Source organism: Lactiplantibacillus nangangensis (assembly GCF_005405065.1).
Lineage (GTDB): Bacteria > Bacillota > Bacilli > Lactobacillales > Lactobacillaceae > Lactiplantibacillus > Lactiplantibacillus nangangensis.
In genome coordinates, this window is the sequence record NZ_BJDI01000021.1 from 1 (window position 1) to 25,638 (window position 25,638).

The window sequence follows — 25,638 nt, forward strand, 5'->3', positions numbered from 1 at the left end:
CCGCCGTATACGGAACCGTACGTACGGTGGTGTGAGAGGTCGGTAATTGAAATAATCAATTACCTCCTACTCGATCGCCAAATTGCTGGAGCCTAATCCGTGATATTTGGCGGATTACTATCACTTAAGGCGGGCTTCATGCTATGATTATAGTTAAAAAACAGCTAAAGAGGGATACTAATGGGAATGATTCGCATTAACAATTTACGCTTTCATACGTTCAATGGCGTGCTACCAGAAGAACGGCGCAATGGTCAGCAGTTGGCCATGGATATTGCAATTAAGTATCCAATTGAGACGAAAGTTCAACATGATGATGTCCATGAAACGATTAACTATGCGGAAGTGCGGGCAGTCATCGCTGATTTTGTGACGACCCACTCGTATAAATTGATTGAGTCTTTGGCGAATCAATTATTAAACACGTTATTGGTCAAATTTCCAACGGTCGATGGGATTAACTTAAAGATTCGCAAGTACAGTGTCCCAATGCCCGGTATTTTTGATAACGTTGAGATTGAGGTGGAGGGGGCGCCCGATGGCAAGTGATGAACGGGTTTATTTAAGTATTGGGTCAAACATTCAACCACGAATGACCAATATTAACCAAGCGATTACGTTGTTACGGCAATTGCCCACGGTGACCGTCGTTGCGGTGTCTAACTGGTATGAGACCGAGCCTTGGGGTAAACGAGACCAGGCTAACTTTTACAACGTGTCAGTCGCTTTGACGACGACTTTGGCGCCGGAAGATTTATTGGCTGAATTACATGCGATTGAACACTTAGGGCATCGTGAACGTAAGGTCCATTGGGGGCCGCGAACAATCGATTTAGATATTATTTTCTGGGGTGCGCGACAAATTCAGACAGATCGTTTAACCGTACCCCATTTACATGCGGCGGAACGTAACTTTGTGTTACTCCCAACTGCCGAAATTGCAAAAACGGACCCACAAGTTGGGCCGCAAGTCCAAGCGATGATTGCTCAAAATGCCGATCAGAGCTGGATTAAAAAAGTAGGAAATGTGAGTGAGAAAGATGATTGATGAAAGTAAACAAGCCAAGATTCGCCATGCGGTGCGTGAAATTTTAGAAGCTGTTGGCGAAGATCCTGATCGGCCTGGGTTAGTTGAAACGCCAGACCGAGTGGCGCGGATGTATGCCGAAGTTTTTGCGACGAAAACAGCGGCTCCATTTGACAACTATAAGTTATTTAAGGTGACGGACCCCACTGAAATGGTCCTATTAAAAGATATTCCCTTCTATTCAATGTGTGAACATCACTTGTTGCCATTTTTCGGCACCGTACAAGTGGCGTATGTCCCACAACATGATCAAGTGATTGGGTTGAGCAAGATTCCGCGGTTGATCGATTATTGCAGTCAGCAGCCGAATGTTCAGGAACGGCTGACCGTGACGATTGCCAAGGAATTACAGCGAATCCTAGATCCGGCTGGGATTGCGATCTCCATCACCGCGCGACATATGTGTATGGAAATGCGCGGTGTCAGCAAGCCGGGCGTGCAAACGGAAAGTAGCTACTATAGTGGTCAGTTCAAGACGGATTTAGACTTAAAACGTGAATTTCTGCAACGAATTGCAAATTAGGCGGGTGACAAGGTGGATGCAGCAACAGTCCAAGAACAATATGAGACATTAGTCGGCCAATTAAATCAGGCAATGCTAGTGACGAAACATGACCGGGTGCCATTGTTACGCCAAATCATGGCGCATCTAGGGCAACCAGACCGCTATTTTCATGTGATTCATTTAGCAGGGACGAATGGTAAAGGGTCGACGGGAGCCATGCTTGCCAGTGTGCTACAGGCGCAAGGCTTGAAGGTTGGCCGTTTCAGTAGCCCAGCAATTAATGATGATCGTGAACAATTACAACTCAATGGGCACTGGATCAGCCCGGCTGAGTTTATTGACAGTTATCATGAAATTTTGCCAGTCTTGGGTAATATGGGACTCCAGGCCGCTGATATTTCCATCTTTGAATGGGAATTTTTGATTGGCATGGTTTGGTTCCGTAACCAAAATGTGGCTTGGGCAGTGGTTGAGGCTGGCTTAGGTGGTCAGCACGACGCGACCAATGCGCTGGCTAGACCACAGCTCACTATTTTCACGAAGATTGCGCTCGACCATCAAAAAATTCTGGGTGACACGATTACAGCGATTGCGCAAAATAAATCAAAAATCATTAAACCAAAGACTCAAGTTGTGACATTGGCGGATCAAAATCCAGCGGCACTAGCGGTATTAAAAGCTGAAGCGGACCGGCAAGCGGTACCTTTGATGCAGGCGACTGATTTGAAATTAACGGTGCAACAGGCGGATATTAATGGGTCAGTGATTACGGCTAAGAGCGAGTTATTCGACTGGTCAGAATTACATTTGGGATTAGCTGGAACGTATCAAGTCCAAAATTTAGGCTTAGTCTTAACAGCAATCGCCAATTTAAGGCGGCAGCGGGTCGACCTAACGGATGCCGCTGTTCGCCAAGGGTTAGCGCAAGTCACGTTGCCGGGTCGGTTGACAGTTCTACAACAACAACCGGTTATCCTGGCCGATGGGGCGCATAACCCTGATGGCATGCAAGCTTTGGTCAAAAGCGTGCAGACGCTATTGCCGCAACGGCGATTGATCTGGGTCGTTGGCGTCCTGCGCGACAAAGACTATCAAACCATGTTAACCAGCTTACTGCCGGCTGCGGCAGTGTTGATCACCAACACGCCAGCTAATCCGCAGCGAGCTTTACCGGCAGCCCAGTTAGCCCAAACAGCGCGGGCATTAGCTGAAACTCCCCAACCGGATATTTTAGTGGCGGCTGGTATTCAAGGTGCATTAAAAATGGCGCAAGCCCAGGCGACCGCTGACAGTGCGATTATTGTGACAGGGTCATTTTACGTGATGCGTGAGTTGCAACAACAAGGTTGGCAGGTGTTACCTGATGACCAGTAAGTGGTTAATTGCGTCGAATAATCGTGGGAAGAGTCGCGACTTAGCGTTGTGTCTGGCTTATTATGGTCTCACTGCAGAAAGTTATTTAGACCAAGCACCACGGTTGCACTTTCCACCTGAGACCACGACGAGTTACGTCGACAATGCGGTTGTGAAGGCCCAGTTTGCTGCTGAACAGTTGCAGTGTCCTGTGATTGCGGATGATAGTGGGATCGAGTTACCCGCGTTACCAGCCGAGTTTGGCGTCACGACGGCGCGTGATTTAGGTGTCAAAACTAGCGGTTATGACCGAAATGAAGCCATTTTGGCTGCGTTGGTTCAAGTGCCGGCAGCTAAGCGACAAGCAACGATGCGCGCCACTTTGGCTGCGGCTTGGCCAGATGGTCGGACGCTAACTGTTCAGGCGACCTTGATGGGGTACATTTCGTCACAGCAAATGGGACATTATTCTGGTGGCTTTGACCGCTTGTTTTGGCTGCCACGGTATGGTCGGACGCTGGCTGAATTACCGGATCAATGGCGGTTACCGCTCACACATCGTGGGCAGGCCGCACAAAAATTAATAACACAACTGAAGGCCATGAAAGGGTAGGTGCAATAGATGTTAGTTCAAGATATGACGAGTTCCTTTGCGCGCGCAACTGATTTTGCGAGCCAAGCGTTGAGTGCTCAAGCAGCACGTCAGCAACAATTGATTTTACAATTTAGTGATTATAATCGGGAACAACAACTCAAATTGACACAACTTTGCCAGCAATTAGATGGAGTCGTTCAGGCGAGTCCGGCCCAATTGACCGTGTTATTGAATCAGACGGCGGGACGATTGTTAGCCAAGCAGTGGTCACAAGTCTTTCATAATCACGCAACAGTGCAATTGCAATTAACGCAAATTATGAAGCAATATGAAATTTACTGGCAGGCTGGAACCCATCGTTTCAATTTGACGAAACGGCCCCTGATATACGGCATTATGAATATCACGCCCGATTCGTTCTATGATGGCGGGCGGTATGAAACCATGGATGATGTGTTGAACCATGTCGGTGAAATGTTACAAGCTGGTGCGGATGTCATCGAAGTGAACGGCCAAACGACACGGCCAGGTTTCAAAGAAGTCACGCCGGAAGTCGAATTGAAACGGACGTTGCCATATATTCGGGCCATCAAGAAGCAATTTCCACAGGCCGTTTTAGCCATCGACACTTATAAATACGACGTGATGAAAGCAGTTGTGACGGAAGGTGTCAGCATCATTAATGATGTCAATGCCTTCACGGATGATCCGCGTAAACTCGCTTTGATGGCTGACAGTCGGGTCGGGTTACTGACGATGCATAGTAGTCGTGACCAGGAATACGCCGATTTAACGAGTAGCATGCGGGACTTCTTTGAGCACAATTTGGCAGCGTTGACGAGTGCCGGAATTGATCTGGAACGGATTGCGCTAGATCAAGGAATCGGCTATTCAAAGGTCGCACACGGCGAACAAGATTACGTTATGATGCGCAATATCGATGAATTCAACTATTTGAAACGACCAATGATGGTGGCAATTTCGCGTAAGGGCTATTTAGGCTTGTTATTAGGTTTGAAAAAGGAAGATCGACTCCCAATGACCTTGGTTACTGAAGCAGCCATGATGCTCAAAGGCGGTCGAATCTTGCGGGTCCACGATGTTGCTGAGACGCAACAATTAGTGACTTTGTTAGATCGCATTGAAAATGGCTATTGGTTGGCGGCACCGCAATGATTGCTCCGGATGATTTTGAGGACTTTACAGCGGATGGCGTCAAAGATTACGATGCCTACTTTGGGACGCCAACTCACGATGATCATGTCTTATTTGAATTGTTGATCGTGGGTATCTTACAAGTTGGGTTAGGCTGGCGCGTGGCCGCAAGTGAGTTACCAACGTTACGTCGTGAAATGAACGGCTTGCGAGTCGAACAAGTCGCTGGTTTAGATGAGCCGGACTGGGAGCGGCTGATGCAAACGCCAGGTGTAATGCATAATGGGCGCAAGCTACATGCCATTATTCAGGATGCCCGGGCAATCATGGCCTTACAAAAAGACTATGGCAGCTTCAGCGCCTATCTGTGGCAGTTTGTGGATGCGACGCCGTTGATCATGCCCGCACCAGATGATGAGCTGCCCAAGCAATCGCCGTTGGGGTCACGGGTCGCCGCTGATTTGCATCGGCACGGCTTCACCTTTGTTGGCCCGGTTGTCACGCAGATGTTTTTGCTGGCAGCGGGACTGATTAAGTTAACTTAAACGAATTCTAACTAGCACCAGCAGGAGAAAATGACCTGCTGGTGCTAGTTTTTGTTAGGAAAAATGATTTACATCTAATGGAGATTAAGTTTAGCTGTGGTTATGCTGAGTCGGCTTGACAGACCGTTAAACAACTAGTAAAACTGGTATAATTAACTGTTACAAATAAATTGTATTAAATGATTAATTATTGGATACGACATCTTTTTTGGGGGAAATCATTATGTCTAAGAACCGCACTGCAGTAACCATGATTATCTTGGCAGCGCTAGTAATGCTGAGCCCGCTGCTACTCAATCAGCAGGCTATTTTGGGTGTAGACGGTTATTTTCAATATAATCGCGTCTATGAAGCAGCGATGCAGATTAAGCACAATAATTTTAGCTTTATCAATATATACTCGTTTCAACAAGCGGGCCGTGTCGTTAATAGTCTATACAGTCCGTTAATGACTTATTTAGCTGGTGCGCTACTATTGTTGGTAGGAACTTGGTTTAGATTTCAAGTGGTAAGTGCCTTTTTAGTGCTTTTCATCAGTGGGTTTGGCATGTACCGTGCTGGACGCAAGCTGTCACTACCACGCAATCTTGCCATTGCGTTGGGCATTATTTTTCTGAGTTCAAATGCCTTATATGGCTTTGTCATTGGGATTACGTGGCGCTCGATTGCGCTAGGACTTTTACCACTGTTTGTGGGGCCCATCATCGCGCTGTATGAAGGTGACTGGCAGTTGAAATCAATGCTGCAGTTGGGGCTCTACTTGGCGCTTTTAGCACAGGTTCAAATCTTGGCGACCGTCATCTTTATCCCATTTTTGATTCCGTTTTTCTGTCACGGTTTGCGGCAGTCGGGTCAACGGGCTAATGGCTTATTAAATCTTTTAGCTGGGGCACTATTTTCGTTAATTCTTAGTTTGAATGTGATTCTGCCGATTCTGGAAGTCTACGGTGGCAACAAGCTCATTGCACCAACGACGATGGATTTGATGGATCAAGTTAGTCTAGTCTTACAACCGGCCTACATTGGGGTCGATTCTAGCAGTGATATCGTGATTACGATCATCACTTATGCGTTAATTATGGGACTGATTGTTTTCTGGCGGCGCTTAGGGGCGTTTACCAAGCACCTGTCAATTGTCTCAATCACTTATGTGCTCGTTGGGACGTCGTTGTTCCCGTGGGATACGATCCAGACTTGGTGGCCATATTTACAGTCCTTCTTACAAATGCCACGGCGAATTTCTTTGGTCGGCACACCATTCTTAATTTTGGCGACGGCTTTAGTTTATTATGAGGCCGCGCGAAATACCGAGGATCTTAAGTTACAAAAGAACCTCACCATTGCGAGTGTCTTTCTTGGTATCTTATCTTTGAGCTTATGTACGCAAAAAGTGGCGCGAAATGTACATTATAGCTTTCAAGAAAAAACACGATTGGCGGAAGGCTTACAAACCTCACCTAGTAATGTCGTATCAAAGTTGAAGTATATGCCACAATTACAACCAGATTTTCACACGCGTAACTTGGGTAAGCTAATCACGCAAGTTGATCGTGCGACACCGGACTACATTCCAATCACGCATAAGATTGTGCCAGATGATTATGGCAAAGTCTATAAAGCTTACTCGACCAATTTTTCAAAGCAACGGCATCATTTTCATTATCAAGTCGTGAAAAATGGTGTGAAGTTGAGCTGGACGGCGAAACATGCGACCACGAAGTCAGTGCCAGTCGTCGCCTACCGACGGACGCAGCTGGTTTTGAATGGGCATACGCTTAAATCAGGTGAGTTTAAGCATAAGTGGATTGGTAATCTATCACTGAAGCAACGTCGTGGTCATAATACGCTGACGGTTCGATATCAGAAAAGTCATGTGACTGCGTTGGGTAGTGGGCTAACTGGCGCTGTCTGGGTGATCGTCGTGGCAGTGGTTTGCGCCATGCGGATACCTTTGATTAAAGAAATGTGAGTTAGGGACAAAAAAAGATTATAATTATTGACCGCATTTGTCGGGCTTCACGTTTTTGGGAAGTCAGATTTAAATGCGGTTTTTTGTCGTCAATGTAAAATTTTTGTATCAAGTGTGTACATTAAAAGTAAGGCGCCTGTTTACGGTTCAGGGGTTTGTTATAATGACAGTAGCTTAACTTAATGTTGTTGGTTTTGTACAATCCTGGAATTAATTTCATTAAGCTGTGATGACCTAAAAACGTTGGGGATACGTTTGAAATGCACTGCCGTGGGGGCTGGTAATTTCATTAGAATAGGGGAATTGCTTATCAAATCGAAACAAGTGACACAGCTCTGTCGGATTGTTTTAATTACTAGTATCGTTTCAGCCAACTTAACGGGGTTATCAGCATTAGTGGCTGTGCCGGTGAAGGCCGATGGTGAAAAAACGGTGGTCGTCACTGAAGGGATGCATGGGTTTAAAATCGGGCATGCGCAAGAAGCAGCGCCAGATGATACCCAGGCGATTCAGAAAATTATTGACGATCAGGATCCCAACACGCTGACCCGTATCAAATTTCCAAAAGGTTATTTTGGAATTAGTGGGGTCATCAAGTTACATAGTAATTTAATTTTGAGTGGGGTCGCCTCGGAAGATAGCAAATGGACCAATGAAAGCCACATGGTGTCATTGCCGACAACGGCCGCTAATGGGAATGTTTATCAATACAAACGAGCGACTTGGTGGTATCCGACTCAAGCCAAAGGTTATGGTGGCGCTAAGAATGTGAATCATGTGTACTGGGACAATATCACCTTTAACGGCGGCGTAGACAAGAACTCGACCAATGGTGGGATGCAAATGCTACAAGCCATCACCCATTCACAAGATATCAAGTTTGACCACTGTGATTTTGATCGGACCGAGACTGCGCCGGGACATTCGCTTGATTTGGGTGGTGTCGACGGCGTTGAAATTAAGAATTCAACCTTTAGGGGTTATGCGACAACGTCAGCGAATACGCGTAAAGAAGCGATTCAGGTCGATTATACGATTTTATCCTCATCGTCGACTAATTCTGATCATAAATTAACTGTGATCGAAGATGGTAAAATCGTTGGCGATCCTAAGTGGCATATTAACGAATCCTTATATATGGATGGCCTGCCCACAAAGAATGTGACCGTGACGAACTCGCGCTTTTTACCGATTTACGAAAAGCATGGGGACGTTTGGAAAAATGAAGGTTTAGAACGTCGCGCACCGAATCCAATTGGACAACATATTCAATATTCAGAAGGCATGGTCGGTCCTGTTGATTTTGTCGGTAACTATGTTGAAAATGCCATTACACCAGGCAAAGATGCCACTGGAAAAATTGGCAAAGCGTTACAAGTCAACGCCAAGACTGAAAAAGATGCGCTACTAGAAAAGTACACTGGCATTATTCATTTTCCAAATGCGAATGGGATTAATATTTCAAAGAATATTTTCCGCCAAACGGCCGGTAATCCTGACGACAAAGGTTATGCCAATATGACTATGAACTATAATGCGGGGCGTTTGCCAAGCGATGTAAGTTTATCTTCGGGCAATAACACCAGTGCACCATTTACCCAACGTGGGATGACTAAATCAATTTTTAACGGTAATACCTTGGTGGGGATGAAGAGTAAGGATAACCATACTTTTCTAGCAATTGGTCAGCGATCTGGTAAAAAGGATAATTACGATAACCTGATTCATGGCATTGAAAATAAAAATAATAACTATATTAATTCGGCCAAAGTAGTTACTGGGCCGAACGGAAACTTACTCACGAATCAATTGCCATCTAACTACAGTGAGGGCGGCAATCAAGTCCGAACGGCTAATGATTTCTTCGTTCCTAAAATTGAAGTCAAACAAGTTAAAAAGGCCGATATTGAACTCAGTATTACGGCCCAAGCGCCTGGAAATGTTGATCCGAGTGTCGCCCTTAAAGGCTATGAGGCCAAAGTCGTCGACAAACTCGATGACTGGCAAGACAAAAATAAGGACCCCATCGAGTATGATACGAGCAAGGTGAAATTTGATAAACCCGGGACCTATGACGTGACGCTCAAAACGATTAATTCGATGAATGTCTCAGCCAAAAAGCAGGTCAAATTGATTGTTAAACCTAGTAAACCAGTCCTTAGTGGGCGAGATGTGACGGTCAATGTAGGAAGTCAGTTCGATGTCAAAACGGCCTTGAATTTAACGGCTCGGGATGATGTCGATGGTGATTTGACGGGGAAAATCTCGCTTAGTGGTGATAAGGTCGATCCGCATAAAGCTGGCACTTATCATTTAACGGCCACTGTTAAGAATTCGTTTGACCAACAAGTGAGTCAAGCTTTCACGGTTACGGTGGGGTCAACGCAACTCGCAGTTACTGCGCCAAGTATGGTGATTAAGACTGGTGAGACCTTTAGTGCTCGGGAGGGAATCACTGCGAAAGATGCGAGTGGTCAATCAGTGGATGACCTAATTGTGGACGTTAAAAGTGGTCATGTGGAGACGTCCAAGCCCGGACTGTATCACGTGACTTATGACGTTCATACAAAAGATGGTTTATTTGGTCAGGTGACACGAGTGGTGACAGTCACGGATGAGGCGAACCTATCCACAATTTTTGATGCGCATGACTTTGCGGTCATGGCGGATGGCGTTCTAAATAGTGAACAACTCCGACAATTAGCCGGTGTTAAACCAGTCAATGACGGGCACGATTTGACGACGGTCGCTGTAGATACTAGTGCCGTCAAATTTGATCAGACTGGTGACTATCCAGTGATCTTTACAGGTAAGGTTGGCGGTCAGTTGACGTCGCAATTAGTTGTGGTGCATGTGAAAGCCCAGCCGTTAACGACAATTAAAGCCAATGATTTTACTGTCGAACGTGGGACTACTGTGACGGCTGAAAAAATTCGGCAACATTTTAAAGCCAGCCATAAGACTGCGGGCAATGTAACTGACCAAGTTAGCGTTGATATGAGTGGCGTGAATACGGCTAAGGTCGGTATTTACCCGGTTAAATTAACCTATACGGATGCTAACGGGACGGTGACGAAAGCGACGATGAATGTGATGGTCACTTCGTTTAAGCCAATGACGCTAAACGTTAAAAATATTACCGTCACTCAAGGGACCGATTTGATGGCAGCCTTAGGTAAAGGTGGCTTTACAGCGGAAGATCCGGTCGACGGGTCACTGAAATCACAAATCAAATATGAAACGAGTCAAGTTAAAATGACTACTCCTGGGACTTATGTTGTTGTGGCTAGCGTGACCAATTCAGCTGGTGAAACCGTCCGCAAAGCTATTAATGTCGAAGTTAAAAGCGACATCCCTGAAATTAAAGGGCCTGCGGATATGACGATGCCATATGGGCGTTCAGCGTATACTACAAAGGAAGCATTACAAAATAGTTTTGCACTGGATCCAGTTGAAGGGGACCTTTCAAAACAGTTGAAAGTTACCGGTGCAGAGGCAGTTAATACGAAACGGGCGGGTAAGTATCAAGTGACTTATACGGTGACCAATAAATTTGGCAACCAAGCTAAGAAAGTTGTGACGATTACCGTGGCACATGCGATTCCAACGATTAAGGTTAATGGCACGAATTCGCAGGGCTATTTGGTGCTCCAACCAGGCACTCCCGCTGATATTTTGAAACAGATTCGTGGCAAAATTACAGCAACTGCTGCCGATAGCGGCCAAATCGATCGTAATCTGTTGAAGATTAGTGAAGACGATGCCAACCTATTCAACAATGGAAACTACCAAAAAGCGGGCGCTTATACTTATAATTTTGAAATTACCAATGCGAATCAGATGACGGGTGGACAAGAAATCAGCTTTATTATTGCCAACAAAGCTGGTCAGGCGGCCACAGGTAGTGACAATCATGGTCATGGGACGGATGCGAACGGTCTAGAAAATCCGTATTTGGTCAAGTCAACGATTGATTATCAACCAGTCGATGCGGCCAATGGCAATACGTTTGAAGCCACAAATATTTCACACTTACTCAGCTTACTGGAAATTAAGCCGGATAATCCGTCAATGCCATTCCGTGCAGAACTTTTAAACCCTGAAAAGATTGATTTCAAGCGGGCAGGAACTTATCACGTTCAAGTAAAATTATCAAATGGACTGACTAGCAAAACGGTTGATTTAACAGTCAACGTCAAAGGTCAGCAAGCAGCAGTTGTGCCAATCGTGAAAGATTTAGCAGCCAAGCTTCAAACGGTCGCTAAAGATCCGGTCAAAGCCTTCCAAAACTTACCAGCGACTGGCGAGGCAGCGGTTGGCGTGTCCTTATTGCTCTCATTAATTGGGTTAGTCAGCGGCAGTGCCTTGATGATGCAACGTTACTTGAAACGGAAACGGCATTCGGACGATTAGCTGAGTTGGTGTTTTACAGATTGGGAATGATTAAAAAAGACGGCTGTATGTATATGTGTTAATATTCCTTTGGAGACGGAGGAGGTTGGCATGGCTGAAAAATATTATCAGAGCAACATCACCGCTTTTGAGAACTCATTGGTTATCACGATACCGACTGAAATTGTTCAAAGATTGCGGTTGGTGAAAGGTGAAATGGTGAAGATTACGATGAATCAAGACAAAACTTTAACTGTTGACCCTAATGCTCGAATTGAAGACAAAGCTTTGGATGAGTTGGTTGAGCACGCCATGAGCCATTATTCTGAAGTACTTCGTCAGCTCAATGAAAGTGATGGATAGCTAAATTATTTGATACCGTCGTGGATTCTTGCGTATAGTTTTTTTCTGATGCTAGAGTTAAGCTAGATAGAATTAAGGAGAGGACGACTATTTCGTGTTTACTCAGTTGATCGGAGACCAAACCTGTATTAGTCGCATCTTAAGGAGGCGTTGGGGATGCTAGTTAGTTATCCTGCACTGTTTTATTACGATCGGACAGAAAAAGTGCCTTATTTTGTAACCTTTCCAGATTTTAAAAACTCGGCAACGCAAGGAATATCAATTTCAGACGCCCTTGAAATGGCCTCAGATTGGTTAGGAATTCATGTTGCTGATGATATCGAGAATAATCGTGAGTTGCCAGCGCCGACAGCGCTTAGTGCACTTTCGTTAGTTGAAAATAATCCTTATCCAGATGAGCTCAATTTTGATGTAAATGCTTCATTCACCTCGATGGTGTTAGTGGAACTTGATGATTATTTGGATGCGACGAGTGCCGTTAAAAAGACGTTAACGATTCCAAAATGGGCAAATAAAGTCGGTCTTGCGTTGAATTTGAATTTTTCTAAAACCCTAACCGATGCGATTGCTGAGAAAAAATTGGCACAGCAGCAACGAGAAAAGGTCTCTTAAACCTAATCAGAAATTGAGAAAACTTTTCTGCAACTAATGATTGCTCATTGTCAGTATCAGTCGAAGTTAAAGGTCAGCACAATTTTCAGTGTGCTGGCCTTTTTTCGGTGTGACAATTGATTTCAGAAAAATATTAGCTTTTGAAAGTGTGCTATTTAAGTGCGTTGACAAAACGGGTGGCAATTTCTAATGGTCGTGTGATCGCACCGCCGACGACCATGCCAGCTACGCCTAAATCATGAACAGTTTTGGCTTGTTCTGGATTATGAATTCGGCCTTCAGCGATGACATCAATGTTAGCGTCGACCAGTTGTTTGATCAGGTCAATATCGGGGCCAACCAGCGGCGTACTTTCTTCAGTGTAACCACTTAAAGTTGTGCCCACCAAGTCAATGCCATGTTGCCAAGCATTTAAGCCTTCTGCCAAATTAGAGATATCGGCCATCAATAATTGATTGGGATATTTTGTTTTAATTTGTGCAATGAATTCGTTAATCGTGAGGCCGTCGTGTCGTTTTCGTAAGGTGCAGTCAAGCGCAATCACATCGACACCGACTGCGACCAGTTGATCGACTTCGTGTATGGTCGCCGTGATAAAAGGCTTCTCTGGCAGGTAATCTTTTTTGATGATCCCGATGATTGGCAGGTCCACGGCTGCCTTGATTTCACGGATGTCACGTACTGAGTTTGCACGAATCCCCACCGCACCGGCTTGTTGCGCCGCTTTGGCCATCAAAGGCATGATGCCGCCAGTTGCAGTATATAGGGGTTCACCAGGAAGTGCCTGACATGAAATAATTAGGCCATCTTTAACTTGTTTCAAAAAATCTGCTTTCTTCATCATCCATAATCCTCCAAAAATATAAATTTTGGATTTTATCTCCATACCTAATATATCAGGACCATTGGATAATGTAAAGGCTTACTCCATAGAGCACGGATAATTTCTCCATATCGAAATAACCCTAGAGTAGCGTATAATATGACCATAAGGATGGTGACGGGGATGCGCTATGATCACTTGATTCAAAACTATTATCCGACTTTAACGCGTTCGGAAAAGAAGGTCGCGGACTATGTGCTGAAGGTGGGCAGTCAACTGATGTATGCTACCATGAGTGATATTAAAGCCGCCACCAAAGTTGGCGATGCGACAATTATTCGTTTTTGCCAAAAGCTAGGTTACAGTGGCTTTTCTGATTTTAAAATTGAAATTGCCAAAGAAGACTTTACGCAACAAGAACAAACGCGGCCAGCTGATTATTACGATGATATCAGTCAACATTTACAAGAGGCGCTGACGGCGACGGCGAAGCTTATTGATCCTGAGAAATTGGCTCAAGCAGTTGATTTGCTGAGTCAGGCACAAAATGTCTATATCTTTGGGGTCGGCGGTAGTGCGCAAACTGGCGCTTCCTTTGCTGCGATTCTGTTAAGAGTCGGTGTTCAAGCAACCCCAGTTGGGGATCCGCACATTCAAGCACAACTTGCTTCATTGCTTGGTCCAACTGATTTAGTCATCGGTCTATCGTTAAGTGGGCGTACGAAAGATACGACTGACTCATTGAAGATTGCCAAAGATAATGGCGCTAAAGTTTTAGCAATTACGAATAATTTGAATAGTCCGGTCGCCCAATTAGGAAACGTCATTTTACAGACTGCAATCGAAGAATTCTTAAATGGTGGTTCGGTCGCTGGTCGAATTTCCCAGTTGTATATTTGTGATGTTTTGACGCAAGGTTATGAAAACCGGAATAAAGTTGATGCGGTCGCGCTACGTGAGAAAGTTTTGCGGTCGATTATTGATAAACGTCTTGATTGATCTGTGCGTTGTTATTGGTTATTACCGATTTATATTGAGAATGAAAGATAAGTTTAGCGCATTAAAATAGCCATTCAGAAATCTTTGACTGATTTCTGAATGGCTATTTTGCTAGTAGATGATGATAATCAAACCGGTGCCATAAAAGACGTTCGGTCTAAATTGAACTGTCGGTGGTTTCGTAGTCAACTTTACCGAGTTCGATTTGAATCGTGATGTGAGTTAGTGGAAATTGCTCACTTAACTGTTTGTTCATACTTTCAAGAAATTCATTGTTGTGGTCCAAGGTGTTGCGACAGAGATGCACGGTCATAGCTGTTTCCGTCGTACTCATTCCCCAGATGTGTAAGTCGTGCACTTGGTTAACGGAAGGTTGCGACATGAGAAAATCGTAAATTTTAACTTGGTCAATGTTGTTCGGCACCGCTTCAAGCGAATAATTCATTGCTTCACGTAATAAGCCCCAAGTGCCAATCAAAATAATAATGGCAATCAGGAGTGAAATCACAGGGTCAAGCCAGAACCAGCCCGTTTTTAAGATCACGAAACCGGCAATGACCACGCCAATTGAAACGCCGGCATCGGCGGCCATGTGTAAGAAGGCGCCTTTAATGTTCAAGTCATGTTTTTGACCCTTCATAAAGAGGAACGCTGTGAAGCCGTTGACGAGCACCCCAATCGCCGCCACGATGATGACGTCCCATTCGGCAACTGGTCCAGGATTAGCCAAGCGTTGAATGGCTTCGACCGAAATAGCCCCAATCGCCACGAGTAAGAAGACGGCGTTAAACAGTGCCGCTAAGATCGATGAACTCTTATAACCGTAAGTATATTTGGCATTGGCACTCTTCGTACCTAGCCAAATTGCCAACCAAGAGATCAAGAGTCCGAGGACGTCGCTTAAGTTGTGGCCCGCATCTGCAACTAGCGCCAATGAGCCACTGGCAAAACCGTAACTCGCTTCCAAAACGATAAATATTGAATTTAATAACACGCCCACTTTAAAAGCAGTCGTTTCTTGTTTAACTGCATGTGTTTGTGACATTTGACAACCCCACCTTTGTCCTTGAATTAAGTCTTTAAATTGCTATAATTATTTATGAATGAATAGACATATGAATGACTGTTCATGTGTATTGTAACACCTTTATTTCAAGGCGACAATCAGAAAAATGAGGTTGCGAATGAATCCAGAATTAAAACATGAAACGATCGTTAAAGACTTAACCCATTTGATTCCCCAGGACGCTGAATTAGGTAGGATCACCGCGATTTTTAAAGCGCTTGGTGATCCCACCCGTGCGCGGATTATTTATGCGTTGGGCGTTTCCAAATTGAGTGTTGGTGAACTGGAACAAGGTCTGGGGCTGACCCAGTCGAACATTTCGCACCAACTGTCCGTTTTACGTCAGTTGAAATTAGTGATTGGGACGCGCAGTGGGCGTAATGTTCATTATCAGTTGGCGGATAAACATATTATTAGTATTTTTCAACAAGTTGCGGCGCATGCTGAGGAAGCTGAAAAATAAGGCAAATAGCGACAACGTGACGTTCAGAAATCGGGCTGACTGGTTTTTTGGACGTCTATTTTTTGGGGGTAGTCTAGTTCCTTTGATGATTGGAAATGAGTGCGTTAAAATCTATCTAGTTTCAATGACTAGGTATCTTGATATCAGGACTATATGATGGTATGCTGTAACCAATAATCATTCGAGGTGACCAACATGCAATCGCGACGGTATCAAATTACCAATGAAGTTTTGAATTCGGTGACACACGGTATTGGCTTAGTTTTAAGTATTATTGGCTTTGTTTTCCTGATGTTTAAGGCGTTTGAAGATGGTCAATCGTTGGAATGGACGGCTTTTATCATCTATGGTTGCTCACTGTTAGTGCTTTATACTTGTTCAATGTTGTTTCACGGCCTGTATTTCACCAAAGCACGCGAAGTTTTCCGAATTCTCGATCACAGTGGCGTGTATGTCCTGATTGCCGGAACTTATACGCCATACAGTTTATTGGCGATTAAGGGTTGGTTAGGCTGGACGATTCTGTTAACGATTTGGGTGCTAGCGATTGCGGGGATTACAGTCAATGCCGTTTGGCCCGGCAAGTTGCGAAAAATTGAAACGGTGATTTATGTGTTGATGGGGTGGATGTGCTTGGCTGGAGGGCGTCAGCTGTGGCTAAACCTTGGCGTGACTGGTTTTTGGCTATTGGTGGCCGGGGGCGTTGCCTTTACCTTAGGGGCATTACTTTACAGCCTGCCACGGGTTAAATATATCCATGTTATCTGGCACATTTTTGTGATGATTGGAACGACCCTGATGTATTTTTCAATTTATTTCTATATTTGAGCTTAAGCGCGCTATCTTAACCAAGGTAGCGTTTTTATTTTGTCTTCATTTTGTCACGAAAATGTAATCAGCCAGGCGTATCTTTTCATTGCCTTTTTAAATAAACTTCCGTAGAATGGTAGGACAGCAGAAAATTTAGTGAGGTGATAAAGATGGCATACGGTTTATTATTTGGTGGCATTTTGATGGAAGTAGTCGGGAGCTTTTTTCTAAAGAAAGCTAACGGTTTTCGGAACTTGATACCGACGATTATGGTGTTAGTCGGCTATTTCAGTTCGTTGGTGTTAGTGACTTTGGCAATGCAACGCCTACCATTAGGGGTGACGTATGCCATGTGGGCCGGTCTTGGGACGGTGGCAACGGTGATTTTGGCCGTGGTCGTCTATCGTGAACGATTAAGTTTAGCGCGTATCAGCGGGTTAATGGCGATCGTGATCGGCGCAATTTTGTTAAACGTGTAAAGGGGGACTTAATCATGCGGGCATGGATTCAATTAATTGCGGCCATTGGGGTCGAAGTCGTTGGGACGAGTTTACTGAAGTTATCAGCGGGGTTTCGGCACCCGTTGATCGGCATTTTAGGCATGTTATTGTATGGTTTGGCGATTTTTAGTTTTTCGCTGGCCCTCAGTCGAATTCCGTTAAGTGTCGGTTATGCCGTTTGGGCGGGCGTTGGTACGGCGTTTACTGGCCTGATTGGCATCTGGGCGTTTGGTGAAGTGCTCACTGGCGCAAAGACAGTTGGGTTCTTGGCAATTATTATTGGCGTTATTTTATTGAATATTCCAGTCAAAGCAAGTGATGGTGCTGTTACCCCTACTGTGAGGCAACGCTGGCGTTCTCGCATGATGCGGTAAAGATTTTTGTGGCACATTTTGACATTAAAAATAAGCTTAAAAAAGCACGGATTCAGAAATTTTCAACTAATTTCCGAATCCGTGTTTTAAATTATCATTTTTACGCTTCAGGCCAAACTGATTTAGCAGTATCAATCACTAATTTCAATTTTGCCCATTGATCGGTCTCGCTGAGTTGGTTACCTTCTTCAGTTGAGGCAAAGCCGCATTGGGTGGAAAGCGCTAGATTTTCTAATGGCACCTTAGTGGTTGCGGCTTGAATACGAGCGGTCAAGTCAGCGGTTGCTTCAAGTTTGGGGAACTTTGAAGTGACCAAGCCTAGAACGATTCGCTTATGTGTGTCACCGTGCCAAATTTGGTCGAGGACGTCAAAGCTACCAGCTCGTTGATTGTCATATTCCAAGAATAGGCCGTCGTAGTTGAGCTGACCGAGGTAAGGGGCAACGACATCGTAGCTGCCAGAGAAAAGATAAGTTGATTTGAAGTTACCACGACAGATGTGCGTCGTGACGGTCAAATCACTTGGCAAGTTTGCTAAGGCGGCATTGATCACGGCGACGGCATTTTCGGCGAGCTTGCGGTAGGCCGCGCGGTCGTCAGTGCTAAGGTTGGCATCGTTCAGTTTGCTGATCAAGAAGGCCCAAGTTGTGTCGTCTAATTGAATGTAGCGACAGCCTAAGTCGTAAAAATGTTGAATGGTTTCATGATAAGCCCGGGCAAGATCCGTCAAATACGCTTCCCAGCTATCATAGAATTTTGACCAGTTATCGCTCCGGTTGTCCCGAAATAACATCGTGGGTGACGGAATTGTCTGTTTGGCTAGGACGCCTGCTGGCACAATTGATTGCAAATAACTGAAGGCTGCGAAGAACGGGTGATCAGGATTAAAACTAATCTTGCCGGTTAATTCAGCGTTGTCAGTTCGGGTATGGTCTCCTTTGAATTTATAACTCTGATGATAATCATATTTGCCAACGCCAGTGAGTCCCCAGAGAAAATCTAAGTGCCACCAGCTTCGTGAAAATTCACCGTCAGTGACGGCATGTAAACCGAGTTTAACTTGTTCATCGACGACGCGTTTGATTTCTGCATGTTGGATGGTAAGTTCTTCAGCGGTGGTGATTTAACCAGCGGCGAGTTGTGCATGGGCTTTCTTTAAGCTTGCTGGTCGCAGTAAACTTCCGACAACGTCAAAGCGGAAGGGAGCGGTTAAAGTCGTTTCTGTCATAATGTAAGCACCTCATATTAGTTAGTTTTGACTCAAGAATGAAAAAAAGCGTCGTCCTGATTGATAATTACTATCAATCAGGACGACGCTAGGCCGAGTTACCACCTGAGTTTAAAGCCTTGTTGCCAAAGCTTCCTCAATCGAACCGTGAAAGTCACGATCCGTAACTGCAATAACGGGCAGTTGGCGCGGTTAAGGCTAATCTCAAGACTCACCCTAACGAACTTTTAACTCGGACCATCTTCAATAAGTGCCCCGGTATCGTCACACCAACCCGATACTCGCTGAACGGTTTGCTTATCTACTCATCTTTTAATCGTTCTTTAATGTTGAGTCCATGTTAACGGTTCTGTTTTTGAAAGTCAAATTTAATTTTAACTTAATGGTCGTTGGCGGTGTATTCCCGGTTGCAATGCTATAATGACTACTAGCAATTAAATGGGGGTCCGGGTATGGAGCGAATAATCCGCTTTTTGAAGCGTGATGATGTGGATATGTACTTGACGTTGGCATTTTTAATCGTGTTAGTCTATCTGATGCGTAGTTTTGCGACGGTGGTCTTGTTGACAACGATTTTCGCCTTTTTGGGAGTCAAAGTCAGTCATTGGTTAAATCTTAAGACCCACTTGCCATATTGGTTAGCGGTCGTTGTGGTCTACGTATTGGTGATTGGGGTGTTTGTAGGGGCATTATCCTATGCCGCACCAACATTAGTGACACAGCTGAAGGTTATTCCAGATATGTTAGCCAAAGCGATTACCAACCATCCCGTTTTAAATAAAAATATCGATAAGTGGGTCGATCAAGCGATTCATAGTAGTGAGTTGATTCAAAATGGTAAAAGTTTGTTGATGACTGGGTTGAAAGAGGCTGGACATATTGGGACTGGCTTCACCCACGTGATTTTGGCGATCTTCTTGAGCTTCATTTTTACGTTGACGCGCGGCCGGATGATGAGTTTTGGACGTCAATTCTTAACGTCCAAGTTTAGTAAGTTTTTCCACAACGTTTATTATTTAGGTCGCAAATTTGTATTGATTCTCGGCAAAATTATTGAGACACAATTAATTATTTGTACGATTAATACGATTTTGATGACGATTGGGTTCGTAATTATTGGCATGCCGAGTATTATGGTTTTGTCGATCATTGTCTTCATTTTAGGCTTGGTCCCTGTTGCCGGTGTCTTACTATCCATGATTCCGTTGACCTTGTTGGCATTTGCTTCCGGTGGTTTAATCCGGGTCGCTTGGATTATCTTACTAGTCATTGTTATTCATGCGTTTGAATCTTATTTCCTCCATCCTCGGTTGATGGCTGATCGGACGGATTTACCCGTCTTTGCCACGTTTATTACCTTGATTATTATGGAAGCCTTATTAGGCGCTTGGGGGTTAATCGTTGGGATTCCAATCGTCGCATTCTTCTTGGACATTCTAGGTGTGCAAGACTCAGAACAGAAACGGATTACTTCTAAGTGAGTTGGCTTTAGTTAAATTGCAATTGATACTGCTTGGATTTTATCAATTAAAAAGCATCTGTTACTGGTAGTCAAGCTATGGCTTGATTACTAGTAACAGATGCTTTTGTGCCTTTTTGACTAGGAAAATAGTTCATCAGTATAAACGTTGTAAATAGCAACCAAAATATGAAAGATAACTGGTTGTTACGCTAATAAACTTTAATGAGTTTCGTGGATCAGAGTTGACGCAGCTCTTGTATGATCTGAGAGTAACCTTTGTCCTTATTAAATAGAGAAGATGTACCAAGAATAAATCCGGTAACACCGCGTTGTGAAAGCATTTTAACTTTTTGTGGTGAAATAGCGCCATCCACAAAAATTTGATAGTTATACTGGTTTTGTAGTTTTACAAGTGCGTCAATTTTTTTGTTTACAAAATCAAGATAGGGCTGTCCGGCAAATCCAGGATTAACAGTCATGACAAGCACATTTTGGGTGAGATTTAGTAGTGGTTCAATAGACTCAATGGAAGTTCCAGGATTGATAGCAATACCGGGAGTCATACCAAGTGATTTAATCATTTCTAGTGTGGAAGTAGGCATTTGATCTGATTCAGGATGTATATATATAATGTTAGCGCCTAAATTGAAAAACATTTTTATATAGTTTTTCGGCCGTTGCACCATTAAATGTACATCCATCTTTTTCGAGGTTAAAGAGCGAATCGCCTTGTAGTCCTCTACTCCAAGTGCCATATTTGGGACGAAACTTCCGTCCATGATATCCATGTGGAAAATATCAATATTAGCTAACTCCAGTTCTTGGACTTCTTCCTTTATTTTTGTGAAATCGGCCACCATCATAGATGGACAAAGTAATTTATGCATATTAAACAGCCTCCAATATTAGATTGAAAGCGCTACATTCTACGACATGCATAACTATATGGCATTTATTTTACCGTGTCAAATATCGGTTTCAACTGATCGATACTCGAATTCTTCGGGGATATGTTTGTCAATTGAATATTCGAAAGCAGTACCGTCATCTAGATAAACTGTTTGTATAATTTGCATCAAGAAATCATTGGTAGATAGTTTTAAGTACTGTTGTTCATCACTATTCGGTCTGACACCAGTAATAATAAAATCTGAACTAGAAATCTTTTTCTTGAGGACTTGTCGAATATACTTGTAGATTGAATCTTCAAGTATGTTTTTTGTCAGTCCTGGAATAACATTGATAGGCATATAGACGTATTCGATAATGATTGGGCGTTGTTTTAAAATCCGAATACGTTCAATAATGTACACAAAATCTTCCGAAGAAATCTGTAATTTGCTGGCTGCTTCTTTAGGAGCATGACCGACTTCAAAATGAATTACTTTGGTCTGTAACTCTTCGCGTGGGAAACGTGAAGAGTTACCAGACAATGGTATCCTCTTTTTCACTTGATTAGTATTCATTTTTACATAAATTCCACTACCTTGTCGTCGCTCAATCATTCCAGACTTTGATAGGATATCCAAGGCTTTTTTTACAGTCATAGCACTAACCTGTAGCTGATCAGCAAGGTTATTAATAGTGGGCATTTTTTTACCATACGCGTATTTACCAGTTTCAATACCGTTTTGAATATGCTCAACGACTTTCATATATTTCATGAATCTAATCACTTCCAAAACATCAATTTTTAAATTGAGACATTTAATTTATAACAATTATAGCACAAATCGTCTGAAATACGTTTTTATATAAAATTGATACGTATTAATTTAAATAAAAAGCTTTACAATTTTATAAAATCAAATATAATAATCATTGAAAGCGATTACTTCTACGACAATCGTGTTTTAGGGAAGGGGCCAGTATTTGTGAACAAATGTGTGGATAAAACATTTCTGTGGGGTGGAGCGTTGAGCAACGTTCAAGCAGAGGGTGGTAATCAAGCATTAGGAAAAGGATTGAATGTGTACGATAAATTGGTGGTAACACCTGAGAAAGGGCAAATTAGTCAAGGGGATACAAATATTGCTGCTAATCATTACCATCAATTTCCAGAAGATATCAAATTAATGCATGAAATGGGCTTTAAGGCGTATCGTTTTTCAATTGTTTGGTCAAGAATTAATCCAACTGGTATTGAGGATAAGCCCAATAAAGCTGGTTTGAAATATTATGACAGAATGATTGATGAATTACTCAACCAAGGCATAGAGCCAGTAGTTTCTCTCGTACACTTTGATATGCCAAGTTACCTGGCAGAAAATTACAATGGCTTTTTGAGCCCGAAGGTAATTGATTATTATTTGCGGCATGTGGAACAAGTTGTAAACCATTTTAAGGATCGGGTTAAGTATTGGATTACTTATAATGAAATAAATACTGCACCATTTGATCAGATGGCCGGGTTAGTGGCTGGTTCAAAAAGGCCAGATAACATGAGCAAGCCAAAATTTTTCCACGATATTTTATACAATACGCAGTTAGCGTCATCAAGTGCGGTCAATCTTATTCGGAGATTATCACCTAATGCTAAAATTTCGGGAATGATTACGGTAAATGAAGTACGACCTAAACGAAACGATGGTAAGGACCGTCTTGCAGCTGATATAACAAATAAATTTAATATCGATTTATACGGAGAGTTAATGTGTAATGGTCGCTATCCAGACTTTTATCAACGATTTTTGAAGTTAAACCAGATAAGCATTCAGCACGATGATTTAGCTGAAATTAAATTAGCTGCGGATAACATGGACTATTTGGCGATTAGTTGTTATCAGACACGTGTTATTTCGACTGAGTTAAGCATGGCTAATATTTCCGAAATGAATCAGATCCTGTTTGATACTGTAAATGAGCCCAATCCAGAATTGCCAGCCAGCCATTGGGGATGGACAATTGATCCAGAGGGCTTCAGAGAAGAACTAAACCATTTATATCAGAAATATAAAAAACCACTTTTTGTTGTTGAGAATGGGATTGGTTTACAAGAAGGAGAGACATTAAAAGATACCCTCAATGATGTAGATAGAATTGATTATCATAAAAAGTATATAAAAAATATGATTAATGCAATCAATTTGGATGGTGTAAATATAGTCGGGTACTTGATGTGGGCGCCAATTGATTTTCTGAGTAGTCATAAAGAAATGGGAAAAAGATACGGATTGATTTACATTGGGACTATGAAAAATGGTGTGATGAAGAGAATTCCCAAAAAATCATTCTATTGGTATCAAAAAGTTATTTCTACTAACGGGGCGAATGTTTATGAATGAAGAACCATTATTTTTTAAGATCATTCCAAGGCATGCAATTTGGGGTGGTAAGAGAATTCAAGAATATTTTGGTTATGATGTGCCGGATAAAACTGGTCAAATTTGGGCGTTCTCTGCGCAGAATGACGGAGACACTATCTGCCAAAATGGCTCGTTCAAAGGGAAAACACTCAGTACTTTGTGGACAGAAAATCCAGAATTATTTGATAGTCAGAAAAGAAAGTTTCCATTTATAATTTCGCTGGTAGCGCCAGTAGATAATTTGAGTGTTCAGGTACACCCAACAAAGAAAGTGGCAAAGAAGCTAGGCTATTCAATGGGAAAGAATGAAGCGTGGGTACTATTAGATACTAAGCAAGATACTCAGTTAGTTTATGGTTCTAAAGTTAAAATTCCAGAACTTCTGAATAGAATAAATCATAGACAATTTGAAAATACGTTTAACAGCATTAAGACCAACACTGGCGACTTTATCTATATTCCAGCAGGGACAATTCATGGGCTTGGTAAAGGAAATATTGCTTATGAAATTCAGCAATCCACTGATTTAACTTTTCGACTATATGATTATGAACGCAGGGAAACCGATGGTAGTTATCGGAAACTCAACATTGACGAAGGTGTACAAAGTATTAGCGATGCAGATTCTGACTACAATACGACACATAACTATCTAAGACAAAAACCAGTCGATTTATTGAAGAATGATCAAATTGTGATTCATGAATATATTTCGAACTCTGCTTTTACGATTACAAAAGTTAAAGTTTCAGGAAACGTTACTTTGCAGAAGGATGGCTATTGGTTAACCACTGTTAGTGCAGGAAAAGGGAAAATCAATGGTGTACCATTTAAATTTTCCGATAACTTTATTGTTCCCGCAACAATGAAACAAATTCAATTAAGTGGCAACTTTACATTTATGATTACTTCTGAACAACCAGTTACTGGGAATAATGAGAAGGAGGAGTAACTCATGGAAAATAAATCCGGTTCAAATAAGTTAATGGATAAAATGATGTCGTTAGCTGGTGTTGTTGGGAAACTTTCAGAGGTGCCATGGGTCCGTGCCATTCAAGATGGGATGGTTGCAACGATGGCGCCAATCTTAATTGGTAGTGTATTTTTGATTCTTTCAATTTTGGCACAACCAGATTTAGGAAATTCTAAAGCAGCTTTGCTGCCATTTCTAACCCCGTATGCAACTCAACTATCGAATGTGAACAGTATGACATTAGGCTTTGTGGGCTTGTTTGCAGCCTATGGTATCGCAAAATCATATGGTGAAATATTAAAGATTGATACGACTCAATCGGGATTATTAGGAATTCTTGCATTTTTCTTTATTACTTTTACTGGTCCAGATGCTAAGGGTATGATTTCAACAGCTTTCTTTGGTACAAACGGTATGTTTGTTGCAATGATTATGAGCTTGTTATCCGTAAAGCTATATTCATTATTTTTGAAACATAATTTTACAATTAAACTACCATCAAGCGTCCCACCAAAAGTAGGTAATTCCTTTGCTTCGTTGGTACCAATGTCAGTTGTAATTATCATTTGTTGGTTAATTCGCAATATTATGGGATTCAATTTTCCACAGTTTTTAACCACCGTAATGAATCCTTTGCTTAAAGGCTCGGATACAATTTGGGGCTACACAATTATCACGTTTTTGGTTATTGTCTTATGGTCGATGGGTCTGAATGGTCCAGCGATGTTGGGGGCAATTATTACCCCAATTACGACAGCAGATTTGGTTGCTAATGCTGCCGCAAAAGTTGCTGGTAATCCATTACCGCATATTTGGACAAATGCCTTTCAGTTTAGTTTTATCTGGGTTGGGAGTGTTTTTCCAATCTTGATTTGGTATATTCTTTCTAAAAACAAAGGTAAGCGGGCTTTGGGTATAGCGGCTGCGCCAGCACTTGCTTTTAATATTATCGAGCCAACAATGTTTGGATCTCCGGTTGCCATTGCTATAGTCCCCTTATGGTTGACAGATGAAATATTATAATTCATCTCTCAACTTTAAGGGGACTTTTCTATGCCT

General features: G+C 42.8%; 24 protein-coding genes and 1 pseudogene. 20 read left to right on the plus strand and 5 right to left on the minus strand.

The genetic code is table 11. The features are described from left to right. Nucleotides 1–180 precede the first annotated feature (180 nt). From folB to FFM70_RS13195, 11 genes are all read left to right on the plus strand, one after another. Nucleotides 181–549, plus strand: coding sequence for a dihydroneopterin aldolase (gene folB, locus FFM70_RS13145; RefSeq protein WP_137617301.1), 369 nt, complete (start codon nucleotides 181–183; stop codon nucleotides 547–549). Then, nucleotides 539–1,048 carry a 2-amino-4-hydroxy-6-hydroxymethyldihydropteridine diphosphokinase gene (gene folK / locus FFM70_RS13150; protein WP_137617302.1) on the plus strand — a complete coding sequence of 170 codons (510 nt, stop codon included), beginning with the start codon at nucleotides 539–541 and terminating at the stop codon, nucleotides 1,046–1,048. The genes folB and folK overlap by 11 nt, the downstream gene beginning before the upstream one ends. Beyond that, nucleotides 1,041–1,610, plus strand: a complete 570-nt coding sequence (folE, locus tag FFM70_RS13155; protein WP_137617321.1) for a GTP cyclohydrolase I FolE — start codon at nucleotides 1,041–1,043, stop codon at nucleotides 1,608–1,610. Before folK ends, folE begins: the two co-directional genes overlap by 8 nt. Before the next feature lie 12 nt (nucleotides 1,611–1,622). Beyond that, nucleotides 1,623–2,966 carry a bifunctional folylpolyglutamate synthase/dihydrofolate synthase gene (locus FFM70_RS13160; protein WP_137617303.1) on the plus strand — a complete coding sequence of 448 codons (1,344 nt, stop codon included), beginning with the start codon at nucleotides 1,623–1,625 and terminating at the stop codon, nucleotides 2,964–2,966. Beyond that, the gene (locus tag FFM70_RS13165; protein ID WP_137617304.1) at nucleotides 2,956–3,558 is read left to right on the plus strand and encodes a non-canonical purine NTP pyrophosphatase; all 603 of its coding nucleotides are present in this window, start codon (nucleotides 2,956–2,958) and stop codon (nucleotides 3,556–3,558) included. The genes FFM70_RS13160 and FFM70_RS13165 overlap by 11 nt, the downstream gene beginning before the upstream one ends. A gap of 9 nt (nucleotides 3,559–3,567) precedes the next feature. Further along, entirely contained in the window at nucleotides 3,568–4,716 is a 1,149-nt protein-coding gene (gene folP / locus FFM70_RS13170) for a dihydropteroate synthase (protein WP_137617305.1), read from the plus strand. Further along, nucleotides 4,713–5,240 carry a DNA-3-methyladenine glycosylase I gene (locus FFM70_RS13175; protein ID WP_137617306.1) on the plus strand — a complete coding sequence of 176 codons (528 nt, stop codon included), beginning with the start codon at nucleotides 4,713–4,715 and terminating at the stop codon, nucleotides 5,238–5,240. Before folP ends, FFM70_RS13175 begins: the two co-directional genes overlap by 4 nt. Before the next feature lie 223 nt (nucleotides 5,241–5,463). After that, nucleotides 5,464–7,209, plus strand: a complete 1,746-nt coding sequence (locus FFM70_RS13180; protein ID WP_137617307.1) for a hypothetical protein — start codon at nucleotides 5,464–5,466, stop codon at nucleotides 7,207–7,209. 303 nt (nucleotides 7,210–7,512) lie between these two features. After that, nucleotides 7,513–11,622 carry an immunoglobulin-like domain-containing protein gene (locus FFM70_RS13185; RefSeq protein WP_137617308.1) on the plus strand — a complete coding sequence of 1,370 codons (4,110 nt, stop codon included), beginning with the start codon at nucleotides 7,513–7,515 and terminating at the stop codon, nucleotides 11,620–11,622. A 90-nt stretch (nucleotides 11,623–11,712) separates the two neighbouring features. Beyond that, complete coding sequence (locus FFM70_RS13190) at nucleotides 11,713–11,964, plus strand: AbrB/MazE/SpoVT family DNA-binding domain-containing protein (protein ID WP_137617309.1); 252 nt, start codon at nucleotides 11,713–11,715, stop codon at nucleotides 11,962–11,964. 156 nt (nucleotides 11,965–12,120) lie between these two features. Further along, nucleotides 12,121–12,576: a type II toxin-antitoxin system HicB family antitoxin gene (locus FFM70_RS13195; protein ID WP_137617310.1), complete on the plus strand. Its 456-nt coding sequence runs from the start codon at nucleotides 12,121–12,123 to the stop codon at nucleotides 12,574–12,576. Nucleotides 12,577–12,727: 151 nt separating this feature from the next. Here FFM70_RS13195 and FFM70_RS13200 read toward each other — a convergent pair whose 3' ends face one another. After that, nucleotides 12,728–13,417, minus strand: a complete 690-nt coding sequence (locus FFM70_RS13200) for an N-acetylmannosamine-6-phosphate 2-epimerase (protein ID WP_137617322.1) — start codon at nucleotides 13,415–13,417, stop codon at nucleotides 12,728–12,730. A gap of 165 nt (nucleotides 13,418–13,582) precedes the next feature. On the opposite strand from FFM70_RS13200, the gene FFM70_RS13205 reads away from it, so the two are divergent. After that, nucleotides 13,583–14,398 carry a MurR/RpiR family transcriptional regulator gene (locus FFM70_RS13205; protein ID WP_137617311.1) on the plus strand — a complete coding sequence of 272 codons (816 nt, stop codon included), beginning with the start codon at nucleotides 13,583–13,585 and terminating at the stop codon, nucleotides 14,396–14,398. Nucleotides 14,399–14,555: 157 nt separating this feature from the next. Here FFM70_RS13205 and FFM70_RS13210 read toward each other — a convergent pair whose 3' ends face one another. Continuing rightward, nucleotides 14,556–15,443, minus strand: a complete 888-nt coding sequence (locus FFM70_RS13210) for a cation diffusion facilitator family transporter (protein WP_137617312.1) — start codon at nucleotides 15,441–15,443, stop codon at nucleotides 14,556–14,558. 139 nt (nucleotides 15,444–15,582) lie between these two features. On the opposite strand from FFM70_RS13210, the gene FFM70_RS13215 reads away from it, so the two are divergent. The 4 genes from FFM70_RS13215 to FFM70_RS13230 all read left to right on the plus strand — a co-directional run bounded on the left by FFM70_RS13215 (nucleotide 15,583) and on the right by FFM70_RS13230 (nucleotide 17,611). After that, complete coding sequence (locus FFM70_RS13215; protein ID WP_137617313.1) at nucleotides 15,583–15,927, plus strand: ArsR/SmtB family transcription factor; 345 nt, start codon at nucleotides 15,583–15,585, stop codon at nucleotides 15,925–15,927. Nucleotides 15,928–16,122: 195 nt separating this feature from the next. Further along, a complete protein-coding gene (gene trhA / locus FFM70_RS13220; RefSeq protein ID WP_137617314.1) occupies nucleotides 16,123–16,755 on the plus strand; it encodes a PAQR family membrane homeostasis protein TrhA in 633 nt (210 codons plus the stop codon). Between the two features lie 152 nt (nucleotides 16,756–16,907). Continuing rightward, nucleotides 16,908–17,216 carry a DMT family transporter gene (locus FFM70_RS13225; protein WP_137608272.1) on the plus strand — a complete coding sequence of 103 codons (309 nt, stop codon included), beginning with the start codon at nucleotides 16,908–16,910 and terminating at the stop codon, nucleotides 17,214–17,216. A 14-nt stretch (nucleotides 17,217–17,230) separates the two neighbouring features. Next, nucleotides 17,231–17,611 carry a DMT family transporter gene (locus FFM70_RS13230; protein ID WP_171002380.1) on the plus strand — a complete coding sequence of 127 codons (381 nt, stop codon included), beginning with the start codon at nucleotides 17,231–17,233 and terminating at the stop codon, nucleotides 17,609–17,611. Between the two features lie 100 nt (nucleotides 17,612–17,711). On the opposite strand, the pseudogene FFM70_RS13235 reads toward FFM70_RS13230, so the two are convergent. Further along, nucleotides 17,712–18,839 (minus strand): annotated as a pseudogene (locus tag FFM70_RS13235) (vitamin B12 independent methionine synthase). Nucleotides 18,840–19,291: 452 nt separating this feature from the next. On the opposite strand from FFM70_RS13235, the gene FFM70_RS13240 reads away from it, so the two are divergent. Further along, nucleotides 19,292–20,320, plus strand: a complete 1,029-nt coding sequence (locus tag FFM70_RS13240; RefSeq protein ID WP_137617316.1) for an AI-2E family transporter — start codon at nucleotides 19,292–19,294, stop codon at nucleotides 20,318–20,320. A 217-nt stretch (nucleotides 20,321–20,537) separates the two neighbouring features. On the opposite strand, the gene FFM70_RS13245 is transcribed toward FFM70_RS13240, so the two are convergent. Both FFM70_RS13245 and FFM70_RS13250 read right to left on the minus strand, forming a co-directional pair. Next, nucleotides 20,538–21,188, minus strand: a complete 651-nt coding sequence (locus FFM70_RS13245) for a ribulose-phosphate 3-epimerase (protein WP_137617317.1) — start codon at nucleotides 21,186–21,188, stop codon at nucleotides 20,538–20,540. 78 nt (nucleotides 21,189–21,266) lie between these two features. Further along, nucleotides 21,267–21,965: a GntR family transcriptional regulator gene (locus tag FFM70_RS13250; RefSeq protein WP_137617318.1), complete on the minus strand. Its 699-nt coding sequence runs from the start codon at nucleotides 21,963–21,965 to the stop codon at nucleotides 21,267–21,269. A 210-nt stretch (nucleotides 21,966–22,175) separates the two neighbouring features. Here FFM70_RS13250 and FFM70_RS13255 point away from each other — a divergent pair, with 210 nt between their 5' ends. From FFM70_RS13255 to FFM70_RS13265, 3 genes are read left to right on the plus strand one after another with little or no spacing between them, the layout of a single operon-like run. Next, nucleotides 22,176–23,585, plus strand: a complete 1,410-nt coding sequence (locus FFM70_RS13255; RefSeq protein ID WP_223877506.1) for a glycoside hydrolase family 1 protein — start codon at nucleotides 22,176–22,178, stop codon at nucleotides 23,583–23,585. After that, nucleotides 23,578–24,558, plus strand: a complete 981-nt coding sequence (locus tag FFM70_RS13260) for a type I phosphomannose isomerase catalytic subunit (protein ID WP_171002381.1) — start codon at nucleotides 23,578–23,580, stop codon at nucleotides 24,556–24,558. Before FFM70_RS13255 ends, FFM70_RS13260 begins: the two co-directional genes overlap by 8 nt. A gap of 3 nt (nucleotides 24,559–24,561) precedes the next feature. Then, entirely contained in the window at nucleotides 24,562–25,602 is a 1,041-nt protein-coding gene (locus FFM70_RS13265) for a PTS sugar transporter subunit IIC (RefSeq protein ID WP_137617320.1), read from the plus strand. Nucleotides 25,603–25,638: the final 36 nt, after the last annotated feature.

Excerpts from the sequence above, each read along its gene's own strand:
- folB (WP_137617301.1), top strand. The coding sequence starts at position 181 with ATGGGAATGATTCGCATTAACAATTTACGCTTTCATACGTTCAATGGC.
- folK (WP_137617302.1), top strand. The coding sequence starts at position 539 with ATGGCAAGTGATGAACGGGTTTATTTAAGTATTGGGTCAAACATTCAA.
- folE (WP_137617321.1), top strand. The coding sequence starts at position 1,041 with ATGATTGATGAAAGTAAACAAGCCAAGATTCGCCATGCGGTGCGTGAA.
- FFM70_RS13165 (WP_137617304.1), top strand. The coding sequence starts at position 2,956 with ATGACCAGTAAGTGGTTAATTGCGTCGAATAATCGTGGGAAGAGTCGC.
- folP (WP_137617305.1), top strand. The coding sequence starts at position 3,568 with ATGTTAGTTCAAGATATGACGAGTTCCTTTGCGCGCGCAACTGATTTT.
- FFM70_RS13175 (WP_137617306.1), top strand. The coding sequence starts at position 4,713 with ATGATTGCTCCGGATGATTTTGAGGACTTTACAGCGGATGGCGTCAAA.
- FFM70_RS13180 (WP_137617307.1), top strand. The coding sequence starts at position 5,464 with ATGTCTAAGAACCGCACTGCAGTAACCATGATTATCTTGGCAGCGCTA.
- FFM70_RS13190 (WP_137617309.1), top strand. The coding sequence starts at position 11,713 with ATGGCTGAAAAATATTATCAGAGCAACATCACCGCTTTTGAGAACTCA.
- FFM70_RS13195 (WP_137617310.1), top strand. The coding sequence starts at position 12,121 with ATGCTAGTTAGTTATCCTGCACTGTTTTATTACGATCGGACAGAAAAA.
- FFM70_RS13200 (WP_137617322.1), bottom strand. The coding sequence starts at position 13,417 with ATGAAGAAAGCAGATTTTTTGAAACAAGTTAAAGATGGCCTAATTATT.
- FFM70_RS13205 (WP_137617311.1), top strand. The coding sequence starts at position 13,583 with ATGCGCTATGATCACTTGATTCAAAACTATTATCCGACTTTAACGCGT.
- FFM70_RS13210 (WP_137617312.1), bottom strand. The coding sequence starts at position 15,443 with ATGTCACAAACACATGCAGTTAAACAAGAAACGACTGCTTTTAAAGTG.
- FFM70_RS13215 (WP_137617313.1), top strand. The coding sequence starts at position 15,583 with ATGAATCCAGAATTAAAACATGAAACGATCGTTAAAGACTTAACCCAT.
- trhA (WP_137617314.1), top strand. The coding sequence starts at position 16,123 with ATGCAATCGCGACGGTATCAAATTACCAATGAAGTTTTGAATTCGGTG.
- FFM70_RS13225 (WP_137608272.1), top strand. The coding sequence starts at position 16,908 with ATGGCATACGGTTTATTATTTGGTGGCATTTTGATGGAAGTAGTCGGG.
- FFM70_RS13230 (WP_171002380.1), top strand. The coding sequence starts at position 17,231 with ATGCGGGCATGGATTCAATTAATTGCGGCCATTGGGGTCGAAGTCGTT.
- FFM70_RS13240 (WP_137617316.1), top strand. The coding sequence starts at position 19,292 with ATGGAGCGAATAATCCGCTTTTTGAAGCGTGATGATGTGGATATGTAC.
- FFM70_RS13245 (WP_137617317.1), bottom strand. The coding sequence starts at position 21,188 with ATGCATAAATTACTTTGTCCATCTATGATGGTGGCCGATTTCACAAAA.
- FFM70_RS13250 (WP_137617318.1), bottom strand. The coding sequence starts at position 21,965 with ATGAAATATATGAAAGTCGTTGAGCATATTCAAAACGGTATTGAAACT.
- FFM70_RS13260 (WP_171002381.1), top strand. The coding sequence starts at position 23,578 with ATGAATGAAGAACCATTATTTTTTAAGATCATTCCAAGGCATGCAATT.
- FFM70_RS13265 (WP_137617320.1), top strand. The coding sequence starts at position 24,562 with ATGGAAAATAAATCCGGTTCAAATAAGTTAATGGATAAAATGATGTCG.